At 76.6% G+C, this 17,465-nt stretch carries 13 protein-coding genes and 1 pseudogene; 4 read left to right on the forward strand and 10 right to left on the reverse strand.

The window, feature by feature from the left end:
- Nucleotides 1-37 precede the first annotated feature (37 nt).
- The 3 genes from ACIF6F_RS05685 to ACIF6F_RS05695 form a co-directional block, all read right to left on the reverse strand.
- Nucleotides 38-1,612 (reverse strand): molybdopterin-dependent oxidoreductase, encoded by a 1,575-nt coding sequence (locus ACIF6F_RS05685; protein WP_399941646.1) that lies wholly within the window; start codon nt 1,610-1,612, stop codon nt 38-40.
- 132 nt (nt 1,613-1,744) lie between these two features.
- Nucleotides 1,745-3,988, reverse strand: coding sequence for an alpha-N-acetylglucosaminidase (locus ACIF6F_RS05690; RefSeq protein WP_399941648.1), 2,244 nt, complete (start codon nt 3,986-3,988; stop codon nt 1,745-1,747).
- A 15-nt stretch (nt 3,989-4,003) separates the two neighbouring features.
- A complete protein-coding gene (locus tag ACIF6F_RS05695) occupies nt 4,004-5,686 on the reverse strand; it encodes a ricin-type beta-trefoil lectin domain protein (protein ID WP_399941651.1) in 1,683 nt (560 codons plus the stop codon).
- Nucleotides 5,687-6,160: 474 nt separating this feature from the next.
- Between ACIF6F_RS05695 and ACIF6F_RS05700 the strand changes: the two genes are divergently transcribed.
- The 3 genes from ACIF6F_RS05700 to ACIF6F_RS05710 all read left to right on the forward strand — a co-directional run bounded on the left by ACIF6F_RS05700 (nt 6,161) and on the right by ACIF6F_RS05710 (nt 8,525).
- A complete protein-coding gene (locus ACIF6F_RS05700; protein WP_399941653.1) occupies nt 6,161-6,787 on the forward strand; it encodes an ATP-binding protein in 627 nt (208 codons plus the stop codon).
- A 107-nt stretch (nt 6,788-6,894) separates the two neighbouring features.
- Complete coding sequence (locus ACIF6F_RS05705; protein ID WP_399941656.1) at nt 6,895-7,590, forward strand: TetR/AcrR family transcriptional regulator; 696 nt, start codon at nt 6,895-6,897, stop codon at nt 7,588-7,590.
- The gene (locus ACIF6F_RS05710) at nt 7,587-8,525 is read left to right on the forward strand and encodes a serine/threonine dehydratase (RefSeq protein ID WP_399941658.1); all 939 of its coding nucleotides are present in this window, start codon (nt 7,587-7,589) and stop codon (nt 8,523-8,525) included. The genes ACIF6F_RS05705 and ACIF6F_RS05710 overlap by 4 nt, the downstream gene beginning before the upstream one ends.
- A 190-nt stretch (nt 8,526-8,715) precedes the next feature.
- On the opposite strand, the gene ACIF6F_RS05715 is transcribed toward ACIF6F_RS05710, so the two are convergent.
- The 7 genes and pseudogenes from ACIF6F_RS05715 to ACIF6F_RS05745 form a co-directional block, all read right to left on the reverse strand.
- Nucleotides 8,716-9,144, reverse strand: coding sequence for a hypothetical protein (locus ACIF6F_RS05715; protein WP_399941661.1), 429 nt, complete (start codon nt 9,142-9,144; stop codon nt 8,716-8,718).
- On the reverse strand, nt 9,137-9,802 hold the full coding sequence (locus ACIF6F_RS05720) for a hypothetical protein (protein WP_399941663.1): 666 nt from the start codon (nt 9,800-9,802) through the stop codon (nt 9,137-9,139). The genes ACIF6F_RS05715 and ACIF6F_RS05720 overlap by 8 nt, the downstream gene beginning before the upstream one ends.
- Before the next feature lie 44 nt (nt 9,803-9,846).
- Nucleotides 9,847-10,308, reverse strand: a complete 462-nt coding sequence (locus tag ACIF6F_RS05725) for a universal stress protein (protein WP_399941666.1) — start codon at nt 10,306-10,308, stop codon at nt 9,847-9,849.
- A gap of 89 nt (nt 10,309-10,397) precedes the next feature.
- Nucleotides 10,398-12,584, reverse strand: coding sequence for an ABC transporter substrate-binding protein (locus ACIF6F_RS05730; RefSeq protein WP_399942186.1), 2,187 nt, complete (start codon nt 12,582-12,584; stop codon nt 10,398-10,400).
- A gap of 89 nt (nt 12,585-12,673) precedes the next feature.
- A pseudogene (locus ACIF6F_RS05735) lies at nt 12,674-13,478 on the reverse strand (serine/threonine-protein kinase); the annotation flags it as partial.
- A 3-nt stretch (nt 13,479-13,481) separates the two neighbouring features.
- Nucleotides 13,482-16,058: a bifunctional serine/threonine-protein kinase/ABC transporter substrate-binding protein gene (locus ACIF6F_RS05740; protein ID WP_399942189.1), complete on the reverse strand. Its 2,577-nt coding sequence runs from the start codon at nt 16,056-16,058 to the stop codon at nt 13,482-13,484.
- Nucleotides 16,058-16,879 (reverse strand): hypothetical protein, encoded by an 822-nt coding sequence (locus tag ACIF6F_RS05745; RefSeq protein ID WP_399941669.1) that lies wholly within the window; start codon nt 16,877-16,879, stop codon nt 16,058-16,060. Before ACIF6F_RS05745 ends, ACIF6F_RS05740 begins: the two co-directional genes overlap by 1 nt.
- A 176-nt stretch (nt 16,880-17,055) precedes the next feature.
- On the opposite strand from ACIF6F_RS05745, the gene ACIF6F_RS05750 reads away from it, so the two are divergent.
- Complete coding sequence (locus ACIF6F_RS05750; RefSeq protein ID WP_399941672.1) at nt 17,056-17,412, forward strand: hypothetical protein; 357 nt, start codon at nt 17,056-17,058, stop codon at nt 17,410-17,412.
- Nucleotides 17,413-17,465 lie beyond the last annotated feature (53 nt).

Consider the following 17,465-nt stretch of genomic DNA (forward strand, 5'->3'; position numbering starts at 1 on the left):
CCCCCGCCGCCGCCCGTTCCCCCGCTCCGTCCGCTGCTCAGTCCGCCCCCGCCACCTCCACCCGCACCCGGTGCCAACCGGTCGCCCCGTCCGGCAGCACGCCCTGCTCCTCGCCGGTCTGCACGGCGCCGGTGCCGTCCACGGCCCGCACCTCCAGCACGTGCCGGCCCGGTGTGGCGGGCCACCGCCACACCCACTGCCGCCAGGTGTCCACGGTGTCCTCGGCGGCCAGCACCGCCTGCTGCCAGGGGCCGCCGTCCACCCGCACCTGTACGGCCGAGACGCCCCGGTGCTGGGCCCACGCCACCCCGGCCACCGCCACGGTTCCGGCGCGCAGCGCGGCGTTCCCGCGGGGCACGTCGATCCGGGACTGGGTCTTCACCGGCGCCTGCGCGGCCCAGGCACGTCGCACCCAGTAGGCGTCGTACGCGGCGAAGGTGGTGAGCCGCAGCTCCGCCAGCCACTTGCAGGCCGACACGTACCCGTAGAGACCGGGTACGACCATCCGCACCGGGAACCCGTGGGCGAAGGGCAGCGGTTCGCCGTTCATGCCGATCGCCAGCAGCGCGTCCCGGCCGTCCAGCACCGTCTCCACCGGCGTCCCGATGGTCATGCCGTCCACCGAGCGGGCCACCAGCTGGTCCGCCGGGCCGCCCCGCGAAGGCGCGCGCACCCCGGCCTCCCGCAGCACGTCCGCCAGCCGCACGCCGAGCCAGCGGGCGTTGCCCACCAGGTCGCCGCCCACCTCGTTGGACACGCACGCCAGGGTGATGTCCCGCTCGACCAGCTCCCGGGCGAGCAGGTCGGCGTACCGCAGGGTGAGCGGACGCGTCACCCCCTCGCCGTGGATCCGCAGCGTCCAGCGGTCCGCTCCGAGCCGGGGCACCACCAGTGCCGTGTCGATCCGGTAGAAGGAGGCGTTCGGGGTGAGGAAGGGGCCGAGCCCCGGCACCGGCAGTCCGACACCCGGCGGCAGCGGCCGCGCGGGGGAGGCCGGCGCCGGCAGCTCCAGGGCGGCGCGGTCCGCGGCGGCGTCCGCGGCACCCGAGGCACCGGACAGGCGCCCCGCGAGGTAGGCGACCGCCGAACCGCCGGCGGACGCCAGGACCACCGTCAGGAACCGGCGGCGGTCGTACCCGCGCCCGCCCGGCGGGCCGGGCCGGCGCACCGCGCCCGTCAGCAGGTACAGCACCGCGGCCGCGACGACCCCGGCCACGGCGGAGGGCAGCGCGTCCCGCGGCGAGGCGTCGGGCCGGCCGGCCGCCGCGACCGCGCCCACCAGCCCGAAGGCCAGGGCCAGCACGGCACCGTAGAGCGGCCGGGCGCGGACCCCGACCACGCCCGCCCCGGCGGCGAACAGCGCGAGCAGGAGCAGGATGCCCAGCCGCAGCACCAGCTTGTCCGAGGTGCCGAAGACCTGGATGGCCCACTCCCTGACCGGCGGGGGCACCAGGTCGACCACCGCACCCCCGACCGCCGTCACCGGGCCCGACTGCGGGCGCACCCACGCCGAGACCAGCTCGGCCGCGGCCAGTGCCGAGACCCCGGCGACCAGGCCGGCGGCCGCGCCCAGCAGACCGGCCGACCGGGGCAGTCCGCCGGATCGCGGCACCCGCGGTGAGGGGCCCGGGCCGGGTGACGGGTCAGGGCCGGGCGAGGGGCCCGGGCCGGGTGACCGCGGAGGACCGGCCCGGCCGCGTCCGCCACCCGCCCCGGCGCCCCCGGTTCCGTGTTCCGTCACGGGTCAGGTCAGCGCTTCCGCGATCGCGGTGGCCAGGGCGTGCGCGTCACCGCTCGGCTCGGTGGGGTGCGCGGTGGTCTTGCGCGCCCACGCGTCCTCGAAGGCGAACCAGTCGATGGCCTCGGGTGCTTCTCCGGACACCAGTGCCTCCTCCAGCGACGTGAAGTACGCCTTCCAGCGGGCCGCGTAGAACTCCTCCAGCATGCCCGCCCACTCGCGGTTGGCGTAGTCGTGCAGGAGGCCCACTTCACTGGTCGCGTGGGGGCCCCAGGTGGTGAGCAGGGAGCGGACGTCGTACTCGTACCGGTCCTTCTCGGCCTGGTCCGTCCCCCACGAGCGGGCCGCCGCCAGCCGGGGGCCCAGCAGGAAGTTGCGGTCCGAGCCGGTCACCGCGGCCAGCATCCGCTCGTGCTCCTGCCACTGGCCGACCAGTTCGCGGAACCGGGCCGGGTTCTTCCCCTCGTACGCCGCCTTGATCTGCGGCAGCAGCACGCGGGACCGGTTGGCCAGCGCCTGCCGCGCCACGTCCACCAGGTCGTAGTGGTACGCGGAGGAGCCGCGCAGCCTCGGGTCCACCGCCAGCAGCGCCTTGAGCGCGGTCTCCACCGAGGCGGCCGGGTAGCGCATGGCCCGCGGGCTGCTCCAGCAGGAACTGCTCACCGTCAGGCTCGGCCGGGCGGTGAACAGGCTGTCCTGGGGCTCCGACCAGAAGCCGGAGGCCATGTCGTACGGGCCCTTGCGCAGCGCCTCCCAGGCGGCCGCGGCCTGCGCGTCCTCCCCGCCGTAGCGGCGCCGGGCGTAGTCCGCGAACCACCGCTCGTGGTCCAGCGGCCCGGGCTCCCAGGCCAGGTCGGTGAAGAGGTCGTACGCCGCGGGGTCGGTGCCGGTGGCCTCCGGAAGGTAGGCGATGCCGCTCAGCCGGCTCCCGGCCTTCTCCCGCCACTCCCGGAAACGGGTCAGCCAGACGCCGGTGTTGGCGCCGATGGTGGTGTGCCCGCCGAAGTTGGGGATGGTGCCGAGCGCGTAGGGGGTGTTCGCCCAGCGGGTCTCGCGGTCCAGTTTGTTGTAGCGGTCGGACAGCCCGTCGATGATCAGCAGCCGGGACGTGTCGACCCCGGCCAGCAGGTCCTTGGTGGGGTCGTCCTGCCAGCCCAGCACCGCCCAGAGGGCGCCCGGGTGTGCGGCGTGCAGGGCGGCCTGCACGGCCGCGGCGCCGGCCTTGACGTCGACGCCGCCGACGGAGCCGCCCTCGTGGAGGGGGCTCATCCGGTACATCGTGGAGTCGCCGAACGCGGCGCGCTGCTCGGTGTAGTAGTCGGTGGCCAGTTCGGCGAAGACCGGGCCGGCCGGGTCGAGCCAGTCCGGCCGGTCGAAGCCGGACCAGTCGCCCTGCGGGACCACCTTGGCACCGGGGTTGCGGGCGGCGAAGCCGGGCGGGACCGTCCCGAAGTAGCCCGGCAGCACCGGGGTCATGCCCAGGGAGCGGAGCCGGTCGGTGATCCGGCGGCCGAGTTCGGCCCGTTCGGTCAGCAGCCGCTCGGTGACCGGGCCGCCGAAGGCGCTCAGGTTCTGCAGCAGCCACCAGCCCTGGTGCGCAGGGCCCGGGATCCAGGCGCGCAGCTCCTCGGCGGTGTACCCGTACCGCTGGAGCGCCTTGTAGTACGGGTACTCGGCGCCGACCTGCACGAACACCTCGTTGATGCCGTGCAGGGCGAGCAGGTCGATCTGGCGCTCGTGGTCGGCGAAGGTCCGGTACGCGCCCGAGTACCCGTCGTCGGTGTCGTTGAGGGCGTAGCGGTGGGGCACCAGGGCGGTCCGGGTGACGGCGGCCGGGACGGCCGGCAGCCGCTTCGGGAGCCGGCCGAGGCTGTCGCCGGGCCAGCCGATGTCCACCTTGGCGACGTGCTGGAGGTACCAGCCGACGCCGGTGAGCATGGTGGCCGGGCTGGTGGCCCGGACCGTGATGCGGCCGGCCTTCCCGGACACGGTGAAGCCGTCCTTCCCGTCGGCGCTGCGGGCGGCCGGGAACAGGGTGATCTGGCCCGCGTGTTCGGGGAGCAGCCGCAGCAGGGCCTCCTCGGCCGCGGTGTCGTCGAAGAAGGCGGCGCGGGCCCGGGCGGTGGTCGCCGGGGCGTCCGGGGCGGCCGGGGCGGCGGGCCGTGCGGCGGGGGCGCCCGTGGCGGGTGCCGCGGCGCTGCCGAGCAGGCAGAGCAGGGCCGCGGCCAGGGTGGTGCGCGTCAGCCTCATGGGGCTTCCTCCGGGTCAGACGGGCAGGGCCCAGGCCTGGTTGACGAGGTGGTGGCCGCAGGGGCGCAGGCGCAGGGGGCCGGTCTCCGTGCCGGTGGGCGCGTCCAGGCAGGCGCCGGAGGCGCCGTCCGTGAGGGTGCCGTCGGGGCGTGCCTGCCACCGCTGGCCCGGGGTGGAGCCGGGGGAGCAGGCCGCCAGGGCCACGGTGGTGCCGTCGGCGGCCGTCAGGCACCGGGCGCCGAGGCGCAGGGTGCCGTCGGGGTGCAGGGCCCAGCGCTGGTCGCTGCCGCCCGTACAGGGGGCGAGGGCGACGGTGCCGGCGCCCGTGGTGTGGTCGCCGTCGGCACAGGCCATGGCGTTGCCGGTGATCTGGCCGGTCGGGACGGCCTGGTCGCAGCCGCGGGGGGTGAGCCGCCAGACGGCGGTGCCGTGGGCGGGCACGGTGGCGGTCAGCCGGGTGCGGGCGGTGGAGGTGGTGCCGGTCCACAGGTCCCGGGCGGTGACCCGGCAGGACGGCAGGCCGATGTCGGCGAGGTTCACCGTGACCGGGCGGGCCGACTCGGTGCGGTTGAGGACGGCCACGGCACGGTCGCCGCCCGCCAGCGGACGGGCGAGCACGTCCGTGGCGCCGTCGGTGGAGACGATGCCGGCCTGGCGCCCCAGCGGGTCCTGGTCCAGGTCGATCAGGTCCTCGTTGCCCAGCGCGGCCAGGCCGGCCGGGGTCAGCTCGGAGACCTCGGAGGAGAGGATGAACGGCGCCGCCATCATGGCCCACAGGGCGACCTGGCTGCGGCCCTCCTCGTCGGTGAGGCCGGGGGCGCCCGCGATCAGGAAGTCGGGGTCGTTCCAGTTGCCGGGCTCGGCGTAGCGGGCCAGCCAGCGGTTGTAGCCGTAGTTGCCGAGCACGGACTTCCAGCGCGAGGTGGCCGGCGCGCTCGGCTTGTACACCTGGATGTCGCGGCCCTCGCGCCACAGCTGCCCGGTGCCGCCGACCCAGCCGAGCACCGAGAACCAGGCGGGACTGCCCCATTCCCCGTTCTGGAAGTACGCGGGCGCCGAGGCCGACAGGACCATCGGCCGCCCGGTGGCGCGGATGGCCTCGGCCACCGCCTCGTACGCCTCCCGGTACGCGGCCTCCTTGGTCTGGCCGGGGGCCACCCACACGTTGCAGCCGTCCATCTTGATGTAGTCCACCTTCCAGGAGGCGAACTGCGCCATGTCCTGGGTGAAGTGGTCGGCGCCGCCGCCCGCGGGCCGGCCGGAGCCGGGGTAGCGCTCGCAGGTGAGGGAGCCGGTGTCCTCGTAGATGCCGAACTTCAGCCCCTTGGCGTGCAGGTACTCGCCCAGCCAGGCCATGCCGTGGGGGAACCTGACCGGGTCGGCCACCAGCTCGCCGGCCGGGCCCCGGGACTTCTCCATCCAGCAGTCGTCCACGGTGACCGTGTCGTAGCCCTTGTCCGCCAGGCCCGAGGCGACCAGGGCGTCGGCGTTCGCGACGACCTTCGCCTCGTCGATGTCGCACATGTAGTGCGCCCAGTTGTTCCAGCCCATGGGCGGTTTCCCGGCCATCGTGGTCACGGGTGCTGGGGCGTCCGCCGGGGCGGGGGCGTCCGCCGTGGCCGAGGTGGCGCCGAGGGGAAGGCTGAGCAGGGCCGCGGCGGTGAGGCCGCCGGACAGCGCGCGCAGGCGGTGCGGCACGGGTGACTCCTTGGAGTGAGGGCGTGCTGACGTTCCGTCGTGTCCTCAGTCCAGCGGCGCAGGTAATGAAGTGTCAACTTTCATCCTGAAATACAACCCTATGAGCTGGGGAAAGGGTCCCAACGGGTGGATGCGGCGGGGCGCCGCACGGCGGCACGGCGCCGGCCGGCGCACAGGCCTGTCGGCCCGTCACGCGGTGGCGGGACGTTCGCCGGGCCCCACGACGTCGGCAGGGCGCTGCCCGGGGCCCCGGACCCGGCCCGCCCGGCCGGCCCGCCCCCACTTCGCCCGTTCGGCCTGCTTCTCCCGAACTGCCGGGCATGCGTCGAGGTCCTGCCCGGTGGGCGTGCGGAGCCGGGACGGAAACCGCGGCACGGGCGTTCCGCGCACTGGTCACGACGCGGGATGTCAAGCCCGAAACCTCGCTCCGACACCCGTTGTCAGTCCCTGATCAGGGTCTCGCATACTCCTCGGATGGACACACCAAGGGCTTCCTGGGTCAACACCACTCACGACTGGGCCGGCACCGTCGACCTCGACCATCTCGACCACATCCGCAGGAACTCCGCCGCCTTCGCCCCCGGCGGCATCCTGCATCTGATCCTGGAAGTCGTCGCCTATGTGGCGGACGAGGCCGAGGCCGGCCACGGCGGTCTCTGCCGAATCACCCTCCACTCGGATGGCTCGGTGGCCGTCGCCGACAACGGACGGGGCACCGACACCCGCCTCGATGAGCTCGGGCGCGCCGTGAAGAAGCCGGTCATGGCCACGAAGGACCTCCGGTTCTTCGACAGCCCTGATGCGCCGTCCCTCCCCGACACACACCTTCGACGGGGCATGTCCGTTGTCGCTGCACTCAGCACGTGGCTCATCCATACCAACCGCCGTCTCAACGGTTCCTGGACCCAGCGGTACGAACACGGCGTGCCCGCTGCCGACCTGCGACCGATCGCCGACGACCTCACGACCGGGACCACCGTGCACTTCCTGCCAGACGAGCGGTTGCGTACCGCCGGCAACACCTCCTTGGACGACCTGGCACGGCTGACCCGGTCGTGGCCACACCTCTCCATCGAAATGGACGACCGTCGAGGCACGTAGCGGTCACCTCGCCGAGCCGGCACCCCGGGCCGGTCCCGTAGGAGGCGTGCACGCGGACCGTGGCGTCCTCCCGGGTGTGAGATACGCCGTATGTTACGGTGTATCTCATGCCGCGTCGTTCCGATGCCCTCGACCGGGCCACCCCGGGGGCCATCGCCGAAGCCGCCCTGCGGATCCTCGACGAGGACGGCCCGGCCGCACTGAGCTTCCGCTCCCTCGCGGACCGGCTCGACGTCTCGCACGCCACCGTGCAACGCCGCTGCACGGACCTCGCCGGCCTCCTCGACCTGTGCACCGACCACCTGGCCGCCCGTCTCCCCGACGTGCCGCCGGGCACCCCCTGGGCCGAGGCCGCGGAGCTGCGGTTCACCGGCCTGTACGCACTCCTCACCGCCCACCCCGGACTCCTGGTCCTCCGCGGCGCCCGGCCCTGGCTCGGCCGCAACCTCCTCGCCCGGCTCGTCGAGCCGGCCATCGCCGACAGCCTCGCCGCCGGCATGACCGCGCCGGAGGCGATGACCGCGTACCGCCGGATGTACCTGCTGACCCTCGGCAGCGCGGCCTTCGTCGACCACCGCGACCCCCGGGCCGCCACCGAGGCCTCCCGCGCGGCCCTGGCCGCCCTCGACCCCGCCGACTTCCCCGCCCTGTCCGGTCACGCGGCCGAGATGCTGCCCGCCCTGACCGACCACGAGGTGTACTACGGCGCCCTGCGCCAGCTCATCGCCGCGGCCCGCCCCACGGGCACGGCCCCCGCCACCCCCGCCACCCCCGCCGCCCCCGACAAGGAGGACCGCCGATGACCGCCCTGTCGTACGCCGAGATCCGCTCCGCCGCCGACCGCATCGCGGGCCACGTGCGGCCCGTGGCCCTGGCCCCCGCCGGCCCGGACCTCTGGTTCGCCCTCGAACACCTCCAGCACACCGGCTCGTTCAAGGCCCGGGGCGCCCACAACTTCATCTCCGCCCACCGCGAGGCCGGCACCCTCCCCGCGGCGGGCGTCACCATCGCCTCCGGCGGCAACGCGGGCCTCGCCTGCGCCTGGGCGGCCCGCGGGGCCAGCGTACCCGCCACGGTCTTCCTCCCGAAGACCGCGCCCCGCGTGAAGGTCGACAAGCTGCGCTCTTACGGCGCCGACGTCAGGCTGGAGGGCGACGAGTACGGCGAAGCCGCCATCGCCTGCCAGGAGTTCGCCGCCCTGAGCGGCGCGCTGGTCAGCCACGCGTACGACAACCCGCTGGTCGCCGCCGGTGCGGGCACCCTCCTCGACGAGATCCGGCGGGCGCTGCCGGGGCTCGGCACCGTCGTGGTCTCCGCGGGCGGCGGCGGCCTCTTCGCCGGCATCGCGACGGCCGCCCGGGAGCACGGCGTACGCGTCGTGGTCGTCGAACCCGAGAACTGCCGCGCCCTGAACGCCGCCCTGGAAGCCGGCCGCCCGGTCGACGTACCGGTGGCCTCGGTGGCCGCCGACGCCCTGGGCGCCCGGCGGGTGTCCCTGGACGCCCTCCACGCGGCCCGGCACCCGCACGTCGACTCGGTACTGGTGCCCGACGAGGCCATCATCCGGGCCCGCCACCGGCTCTGGGAGGACCACCGCCTGGCCGTGGAACACGCCGCGGCCACCGCGTACGCCGCCCTCCCCACCCTCCCCCCGACCCCGGCCCCCACGGCAGTGGTCCTCTGCGGCGCCAACACGGACCCCTCGGACCTGACCGTCCCTCACACCGCCGGAACGTGACCAGGTCTGGAGTCATGGGGCCGTCCTGGGCGGTCCACCGCGTCCCCGTCGCCCCTTCTTCCCCGTCCGAGGCCCGCCGGACACGTTCGCCGGCGGATGCGACGTGGACGGTGGTTCGGCCGGATCCGGCGGACAGCCCGCCGTGGCGCGGACGGGCGGGCGTTGGGCCATCGGATCCCGGCGCGGGGCCTCAGGGGCGGACGGCAGCGGCCGGGACGCCGGCGGTCCGCAGGGCGCGGGCCAGGCGTTCCATCTCCGGGCCGGTGCCTGTGTGGGCGCCGGTCAGGACGTGGTGCAAGGCGGCCTTGGCGGCCGGCAGGTCGAGGCCCAGTTCGGCGCGCAGGACGCGCATGACGGTGACGCGTGCCGCCGGCAGGGCGACCCGCAGCCTCGCCGGTCCGTGCTCGGCGAGCAGCTGCTCCCGCCGCTCGTCCGGCACCTCGCCGCCGCACACCGCCACGGCACACCCGCAGGCGGCACACCGCGACTCGACGTCCCACCGCAACCGGCCGTCCACCAGCGCCTGCACGCCCTGGCACTCCAGCTCCGCACCGCACCCCCCGCACGCGCCGGGATAGCCGACCGACTCGAAGACCGGCGGCTCCGTGGCCTCAGGCATCGTCGTCCACGCCCCCGCGGAGCCCCCAGTCGTCGAGGCCGGAGTAGACCAGTGCTGCACGGCCGCGGGGGGAGGCCATCGCCGTGGCCTCCCCGGAGTACACGGACACCAGCGAGTCGGGCCCCCGCCACCAGGTGTCCGCCAGGCCCCGGACCTCCCGCACCGGCTCGTACCTGCTCAGGTCGATGCCGTCGACGTCGTCGCCGACGAGCCGGGTGATCTGCTTCGCCCCCAGGGACGCGTGGTGCGCCAGGGCGAGCGACTCGACCCAGCCCTCCACGGTCGCGTGGAGGGGCGCCCACTCGTACCCCTGGATGCCGAACTCGCCGGACGGGCCGACCAGGAACGCGTAGGGGACCGCGGTCCGTTGCGCGCCGGCCTCGAACCACCACCCGGCCGGGTCCTGCTCCGGCGAGTCCGGATCGAGGTGGCGGGGACCGCCGTCGTACTGCGGGGCGGGCGGCAGCAACAGGCCGCCCCACCGCGCCTGGAAGGCCGCCATCAGGTCGATCACCGCCGCCGGGACGTCCCGTTCGAGCCACCACTGCCGGTGGTCCTCGACCGGGCGGACGGCGACCCTCACGCCGTGCGTGCCGACGAAGGCGCGGGCGCGCCGGGTCAGGCCGTCGGGTATGCGGTCGACGCGTCGGGTGCTCACCCGGAGGACGGTACCCGGCGCGTGTGCCGGAGTCGCGGCCGGTGTCAGCCGGTCGTGCCCGGGCGGACCACGACCGCCGTGCAGCGGGCGTACTGGACCACCTGCTGGCTCACCGAGCCCAGGACCGCCGCCTTGAAGCCGCCGTAGCCGCGCGTGCCGACGGCGATCAGCGACGCCTTCTCCGAGGCCTCCACCAGCACCTGTGCCGGGGGGCCCTGGACCACGCGCTTGGTGACCGGCACCCCGGGGTCGGGGCCGAGCGCGTCCCCGACCGCCTCCAGCAGCATCCGGCGGGCGGCCTCCTCCGCGGTGAGCAGTTCGGTGTCCTCGTCGTCGGTGGCCGGGATGCCCAGGTCGAACGGGTTCCGCGACCACTCCCAGGCCATCACCGCGTCCACCCGCCCGCCGACCGCCTTCGCCTGGCGCGCGGCCCAGCGCAGCGCCTCCTTCGAGTGGCTCGACCCGTCCACACCGACGACGATCAGGGGCTCGTCGAACTCCGCCATCAGGTTCCTCCCGGTACGTCTGATATGCGATGCCTGCTCCCTGTATACACGGAGCCGGCCCCGCGCCCGGCCGCCCCCGTGTCGCGCCGTCAGGCCCGGACCCGGTCGTACGCCCCGAGGAAGCGGTACGTGCCGCCCTCCGCCCGGTACAGGTAGGAGCCCCGGCGGTACGGCAGGGCCCGGGTGGCCGGGTCGAACTCCAGCCGCTCGGCGACGCCCTGGTGGGACGCGCGGAGCAGCCGCCCGGCGAGCTCCTCGCGCACTCCGGCGGACGTCCGCGCCCCGACGCCGGCCAGCGCGGCCGCCAGCAGGCCCACCGCGTCGTACGCCTCCACCGCCCAGCGCCCCGGCGGCACCCCGTACGCGGCCCGGTGCGCCCGTACGAAGGCCCGCGCCCCCGGCAGCGCCAGCGGATCCGCGAAGTGCGCACCGAACACCCACCCGGTCCCGGCCGCCCCGGCCCCGCGCAGGAAGGCCGGGCCCATTGCGTACTGCGGGGCCGCCCGAGGACCCCGGAAGCCCTCCCGGGCCAGCGCCCTCGCCAGCAGGGCCGCGCGGGCCGGAGAGGTGCCCGCGTACACCACGCCGGCCGCACCGCCCGCCACCACCGAGCGGGCCGTGCGGGTGAAGTCGGTTTCCCCCAGGGTGATCTGATGGGTGATCACCACGTCGCGTGCCGGCTCCTCCGCGTCGAGGGCCCGGGCCACCTCCCGGGCCGGAGTACCGCCCGCCGCGTCGCGCACCACGGCGGTCAGGGACGTCGGCCGGGCGCCGGCCAGGTAGTGGGCCAGCGGAACCGCCAGCATCCCGCCGGGCGGCCGCGTCGCGAACACCGACCGGGTGCCCGCCGCGGCCCGCCCGTCCGCCGACACCAGCAGCGCCGGCAGCCGGACCCGGTCGTACAGCACCGCCACCTCCTCCGCGGCCGCGTCCCAGCTCGGGCCGAGCACCGCCAGCACCGAGGGGTCGGCCGCGAACGCGGCCGCCGCCCGTGCGGCCCGCGCCCGCTCGCCCGCGTCGTCCACGGCCCGCAGCAGCAGGCGGAAGGCCGCGTCCGGACGGGAGTTGTGCGCCTCCACCGCCAGCTCGGCCCCGCGCCGCTGGGCCAGCCCGGCCTCTGCGCCCGGCCCGCTCAGGTCGGCGTGGAAACCGATCGTCCGGGTCGGCGGCACCGCACGGCCCCCGCCGCCGGACCCGGTACCGCCGGACCGGGCGCCGCCGGACCGGGTGGCCAGCCACACCCCCGTCCCCGCGGCCGCCAGCGCGAACGCCCCGCCGGCCGCCAGCAGCCGCCGCCGGGCCGGCCGGCCCCACGCCGGCCGGCCGGCGGCCGTCGGCTCCGGGACCGGCAGCGCCAGCGCCCCCGCCGCCCGTTCCGCGATCAGCTGCGGCAGCGGCGCGGGCAGCCAGCCGGCCCCGGCCGTGGCCCCGGCCCCGGTCCAGGCCCCGGTCCAGGCCTGGGCGCCGGCCTCGGCCTCGCTCCCGGCCTCGCTCCCGGTCCCGGTCCCGGCCTCGCTCCCGGCCTCGGTCCCGGCGTGGGTCCCGGCTTCGGTCCCGGTCCCGGCCTCGGTCCCGGCCCTGGCCCCGGTTCCGGACTGGGCGCCGGCCCCGGCGACCGCTGGGCGCGCGGTGTCCGCGGGGCGGGCGGTGTCCGCGGGGGCCGTGGCGTCCGCTGGGCGTGCTCCGTGCGTCGAGTGCGGACCGTTCCCTTGGCGCTTCCCGTCCACCGCGGGCTCCCCGTCCACCGGGGGCTCCCCGTCCACCGGGCGTGCCCGGGCCGTCGGGCGTGCCCGGTCCGCCGTCTGGGGGCCGCTTTCCGGGCGCGCCCGGTCCGTCGAGGGCCCCCCGTTCTCCGGGCGTGTGCCGTGTGCTGGGTGGTCCCCGTCTTCGGGGGGTGTGCCGTGTGCTGGGCGGGCTTCGTCCTTCGGGTGCGTGCCTTGCGCCGGGAGGGCTCCCGCCTCAGGGCGCGTGCCTTGTCCCGGCTGGTTCCCCTCTTCCGGGGGTGTGCCGTGCGTTGGGTCGGCTTCGCCCTTCGGGCGCGTGCCTCGTCCCGGGTGGTTCCCGTCTTCCGGGCGCCTGCCGTGCGCCGGGTGGGCCCGGCTCTCCGGGCGCGTGCCGTCCGCCGGGTGCGTCGCGCTCTCCGGGTGCGCCCCGCTCTCCTGGGGCGCGCCATCCGGCGGCCGGACTCCGTCCGTGGGGTGCACTCCGTCCGGCAGGCGGACCCTGTCTGTGGGGTGCACTCCGTCCGGCGGGCGGACGCCGTCCGTGGGGTGCACTCCGTCCGTGGGGCGGCCCCCCTCCGCCGGGCGGACCCCGATCGCCGGGCGCTCCGCGCCCCCGTTCCCGCCGACCTCCCCGTCCTCCTCCCCGCCCAGGGCCCGGCACAGCTCGCGCGCCGACGGCCGGAGTGCCGGGTCCTTGGCCAGGCAGGTCCGCACCAGCGGCACCAACGCGGCTGGCACGCCCGCCAGTTCGGGCTCCTCGTGTACCGTCCGGAACACCACCGCCGCCGGGTTCCCACCGCCGAACGGCCCCCGACCCGTCGAGGCGAAGACCAGCAGGCACCCGAGCGCGAACACATCGCCCGGCGGCCCCACTTCGGCCGGACCGCCCGCCCGCGCCTGTTCGGGGGAGAGGTACCCGGGCGTGCCGACCACCGCCCCCGCGGCCGTCAGGGCGGTCGCGTCCACACCCCTGGCGATCCCGAAGTCGATCAGGCGCGGCCCGTCCGGGGCCAGCAGCACGTTGCCCGGCTTCACGTCCCGGTGCACCAGCCCCGCCGCGTGCACCTCCGCCAGCGCCGCCGCGAGCCGGGCACCGAGCACCCGTACGGTGGCCGGGGGCAGCGGCCCGTATGCCGCGACCGCCTCCGCGAGGGACGGACCCGGCACGTACACCGTGGCGAGCCAGGGCTCACGCGCCTCCGGATCGGCCGCCACCACCGGCACGAGCCAGCGCCCCCGCAGCCCCCGCGCCACGGCCACCTCGCGCCGGAAGCGCCGCCGGAACTCCGGGTCCGCCGCGTGCCCGGCGGCGATCACCTTCAGCGCCACGAGTGCCCCGCCGGGCGACCGGGCCAGGTACACCGTGCCCATGCCCCCGGCGCCGAGCCGCCCGAGCAGCCGGTGCCCGCCCACCGACGACGGATCCCCCGCCCGCAGCGGCCGCATGCTCTAGGCCCGCCCCGGTCCGCGGGGCGCGGAGCGCTCCGCCGCGCCCGCTGCCCGCCGCTCCGGCCCGTCCGGCGACGGCCGTTCGGCCCTGCCCGGCTCGGGCTGCCGCGCTCCGCGAGGGGCTCGCCGCTCCGGCCCGTCCGGCGACGGCCGTCCGGCCCCGCCCGGTGCCGCCCCCGCCCCGCCCGGTGCCGGCCGTCCCCGGGGCCGGGCCGGCGCGGGCCCCGCGTACCGCACCCGGCCGCCCTCGATGCGGTGCAGGAACGAGACGGTCCCCCTGATCCGGCCGGCCCCGTCGAAGGCGTACTCCTTGAGCAGCCCGCGGTACGTGCCCTTCGCGAGGCCGGCCAGCAGTTCGGCCCGGCCCGGCCGGTCGCCGCCCGCCGCGAGGCGGGCCAGCCGGTCGGCCACCATCAGCGTCACGTCGTAGGCCTCGGCCGTCCAGGGCGCGGGCGCCGACCCGTACCGGCGGCGGTGCGCGGTCGTCACCGGCGCCGCCTCGGGCGCCTCGGGCCCGGTGTACGGGGCGAAGAACTGCCAGCCCTCCGCGTCCGGGCCGGCCAGCCGGAGGAACTCGGGCCCCATGGAGGGGTAGTCGGCGATCCGCGGCCCGGCGAAGCCGGCGGCGCGCAGCAGCCGCGCCACCCGGGCGGCCCCCAACGGGGCGCCCGTGTACAGGAAGCCGTCGAGGTTCCGGCCGAGCAGGTCGCCGACGACCGGCGCGTAGTCCGTCTCGCCGCGCGGGATCACCCGCGGGTGGGCCGTGGCCTCCGGCACGTAGTGGCCGACGGACAGGTCGGCGAGGAAGGCGGTCTCCCAGGCGGGGGAGTCGCCGGAGCGGTCGCAGAGCACGCCGAGCCGCCGGACCGTGCCCCCGGCCACGAACTGCAGGTTCACCGCCTCCGCGTGGGCGGCGGCGACCGGGCAGGTCTGGAGCAGCGCGCGCCGGTCGGCGAGCCCGAAGCCGGAGCCCGCCGCGGAGACGGTGACCAGGGGGAGGGAGGCCGCGCCGTAGCGGTCCAGGGAGGTGTAAGCGGAGGCGTCGCCGGTCGGCCCGATCACCGCGAGTACGTCGCGGTCGCCGGCCAGTGCGGCGGCGGCGCCCGGCGCCCGTGCGCCCTCGCCCCGGTCGTCGGCGACCGTCACCGACAGCGTGAACGGGCGCCTCCGGCGGGAGTTGAAGGCCTCCACCGCCAGCCGGACCCCCCGCTCCTGGGCCCGACCGACGGCGGCACCCGGGCCCGAGAGGTCCGCGTGCACCCCGATCGTCCAGCGCCGCGGCGCCGGGCCGGCGGGCCGGCGGCCGGGACGCAGGCCCAGCCAGGCGGCCGTGCCGCCGCCCGCCGCGAGCGCCGCCCCGGCACCGGCCAGCAGGAACCGGCGGCGCCCGGGCCAACCGGCCCGCCCCTCCGCCACCGTGGCCTCGATGCCCGGCAGCGCGAGGAACTCGGCGGCCCGCGCCGCGACCGCGGCGACGACGGGATCGGGCAGCCAGCCGCCACCCGCGGACGCGGCCGTACCGCCACCCGCGCCACCCGTGCCCCGCGTCCCGCCCGGCGCTCCCGTACGGCCGCCCGTGCCCGTAACCCCCGTCACGCCCGTCGCCCCCGTCGCCGCTCCCGTTCCAGCACCGGCCCCAGCCCCAGCCCCAGCCCCAGCCCCAGACCCGGCCCCAGCCCCGGCCCCAGCCCCAGCCCCAGCCCCAGACCCGGGCCCCGCCCCAGCCCCGGCCCCAGCCCCGGACCCGGGCCCCGTCCCCACCCCGCCGTCGCCCTCGGCCAGCGCGGCGGCCAACGCGTCCGGTGTGGGCCGGTCGTACGGGTCCTTCGCCAGGCAGACGCGCAGCAGCCCCGCCAGCTCCGCGTCCCCCAACTCCGCCCACGGCACGTCCGGTTCGTCGTGCACGGTGCGGTACAGCAGCGCTTCCACCGGGCCCGCGCCGAACGGCGTCCGGCCGGTCGCCGCGTAGACCAGCAGACAGCCCAGCGCGAACACGTCGCTCGCCGCGGTCGCCCGCCGCCCCTGCGCCTGCTCCGGCGAGAGGAACCCCGGACTGCCGACCACCATGTCCGTCGAGGTCAGCGCGGTGGTGTCGGCGGCCCGCGCGATCCCGAAGTCGATCAGCCGGGGCCCGCCGGCCGCCAGCAGCACGTTGGCGGGCTTCACGTCCCGGTGCACCAGGCCCGCCTGGTGCACGGCGGCCAGCGCGCGGGCCAGCGCGAGCCCCAGCACGCGCACCGCCCCGACCGGCAGCGGCCCGTACCCGCCGACCGCCTCCGCCAGCGACAGGCCGGGCACGAACTCCGTTGCCAGCCAAGGCGATTCCGCCTCCGGCTCGGCGTCCGCGAGCGCCACCACGTACGGGCTCTGCACGCGCCGGGCGGCCCTCACCTCCCGCCGGAAGCGGGCCCGGAAGTCCGCCTCCTCCGCGTACTCCGCGCGGATCGCCTTCACCGCGGCGAGCCCGCCGCCGTCCGCGCGGCCCAGGTAGACCACCCCCATGCCGCCCGCGCCCAGCCGGCCCAGCAGCCGGTAACCGCCGATGCGCGAGGGGTCCGTCGGCAGCAGCGGTTCCATCACGAGGCCCTCCCGATCGCCTGCTGGGCCCGGCGCATCATCCACGTCTGCCCCTCCGCCACCAGGCCGACCAGCGCCGCGCGCGTCACGCCCTGCGCGCCGCGGACCGACACGGCCACGGTCACCGGCCCGTACTTCCCCTCGGCCCAGATGTACGGGTACGGGCCGCCGGTCCGGTCGTGGAAGTCGCCGGTCTCCGAAAAGGCCTCCTGCGCCCAGTCGTTGTTCTGCTCGGACAGGTGCAGCGCGGAGGTGAACAGGGAGTCGAGCCGCTCGCCGTCCCGCAGCTCCTGGGCGGGGCAGCGCATGACCTCCTCCATGGCCCGGGCGATCTCCCAGGACGAGTCCCGCGGGGTCCGGTGCACGGTGACCGTGGCCGTCAGCCGGGTCCCGGAGCGGCCCGGCCCGGCCGGGACGCGGTAGTAGCGGGTGACGCTCGCCAGCACGTCCGGCGGCACCGGCCGGATCCGCCACACGCAGCTTCCGTCCAGCACCGGCCAGGCCGCGGGGTCGCTCTCGTACGGGCTGTCGCGGCGGACCTCCCGCCCGAACAGCCCCGGATCCGCGACGATCCGCCCGGCCAGCGCCCGCGCCTGCGCTGCCGTACGCGGGACCCGGGCCGCGTCCAGCGGCGGCCCGGCCCCGTGGCCGCCTGCGGCGGGGGAAGGGAGCGGCCGGGGGGTGAACGTTCCGGCGGGCCGTCCCTGCGCGCCGCTCCCGCCGCCGTCCGAGCAGGCGCCGAGCAGTGCCCCGACCGCTCCCACCGCGCCCGCGGCGGCCGCCGCGGCCCGCACCCGCCGGGTCCTCGCGCCGTACCCCATCTGAGCCCCCCTTCATGCGCTGCAAACGACGGAACGCGTACGGCGAAGCAGGTTCGAAGCAGGAACGACGAACGTCGCACCGACTGGCGACTTTGGAATACAGCACGCGGCTTTGCCTTCTGCGAACGTCGTAATCGTCCGAGAACGTACGAAGGAATGACCGGAAGGAACAGGACGTGGCGCAGCGCAAGGGCTGTCTCATCGGGTGCGGAGTGGCCGGCGTGCTCGGCATCGGGCTGCTGGCGGTGCTCGCCTTCGGGGCGGTCAAGCTGTTCGGCGCCGTACAGGAGAACATGATCGACCCGAAGGTGTACGAAGCCGCCCGGGTCGGCGACGCGGAGAGCACCGTACGCGGCACGCTCCCCTCCGGCGAGAGCTTCGTGACCTCCGCGCTGAAGGAGGACGGCCCGGCCGTGCCGGCGGGTGCGCAGTGCTCCTGGTACGTCTCGGACCAGGGCAGCGGCGACGAGGTGTACCGCTTCTGCTTCAAGGACGGGAAGCTCGCGGAGAAGGTCACGTACCGGATGAAGTGACGTTTCACCGCCGGAGGGGGCGGGACGGCGTGTGTTGCGGGACCGGCCGACAC

The sequence above is a fragment of the Streptomyces sp. NPDC086023 genome (assembly GCF_044540325.1).
Lineage (GTDB): Bacteria > Actinomycetota > Actinomycetes > Streptomycetales > Streptomycetaceae > Streptomyces.

Coding starts and splice junctions, on each gene's coding strand:
- ACIF6F_RS05690 (WP_399941648.1), bottom strand. CDS start 3,988: ATGAGGCTGACGCGCACCACCCTGGCCGCGGCCCTGCTCTGCCTGCTC.
- ACIF6F_RS05725 (WP_399941666.1), bottom strand. CDS start 10,308: ATGGCGGAGTTCGACGAGCCCCTGATCGTCGTCGGTGTGGACGGGTCG.
- ACIF6F_RS05700 (WP_399941653.1), top strand. CDS start 6,161: ATGGACACACCAAGGGCTTCCTGGGTCAACACCACTCACGACTGGGCC.
- ACIF6F_RS05740 (WP_399942189.1), bottom strand. CDS start 16,058: ATGGAACCGCTGCTGCCGACGGACCCCTCGCGCATCGGCGGTTACCGG.
- ACIF6F_RS05715 (WP_399941661.1), bottom strand. CDS start 9,144: ATGCCTGAGGCCACGGAGCCGCCGGTCTTCGAGTCGGTCGGCTATCCC.
- ACIF6F_RS05710 (WP_399941658.1), top strand. CDS start 7,587: ATGACCGCCCTGTCGTACGCCGAGATCCGCTCCGCCGCCGACCGCATC.
- ACIF6F_RS05705 (WP_399941656.1), top strand. CDS start 6,895: ATGCCGCGTCGTTCCGATGCCCTCGACCGGGCCACCCCGGGGGCCATC.
- ACIF6F_RS05745 (WP_399941669.1), bottom strand. CDS start 16,879: ATGGGGTACGGCGCGAGGACCCGGCGGGTGCGGGCCGCGGCGGCCGCC.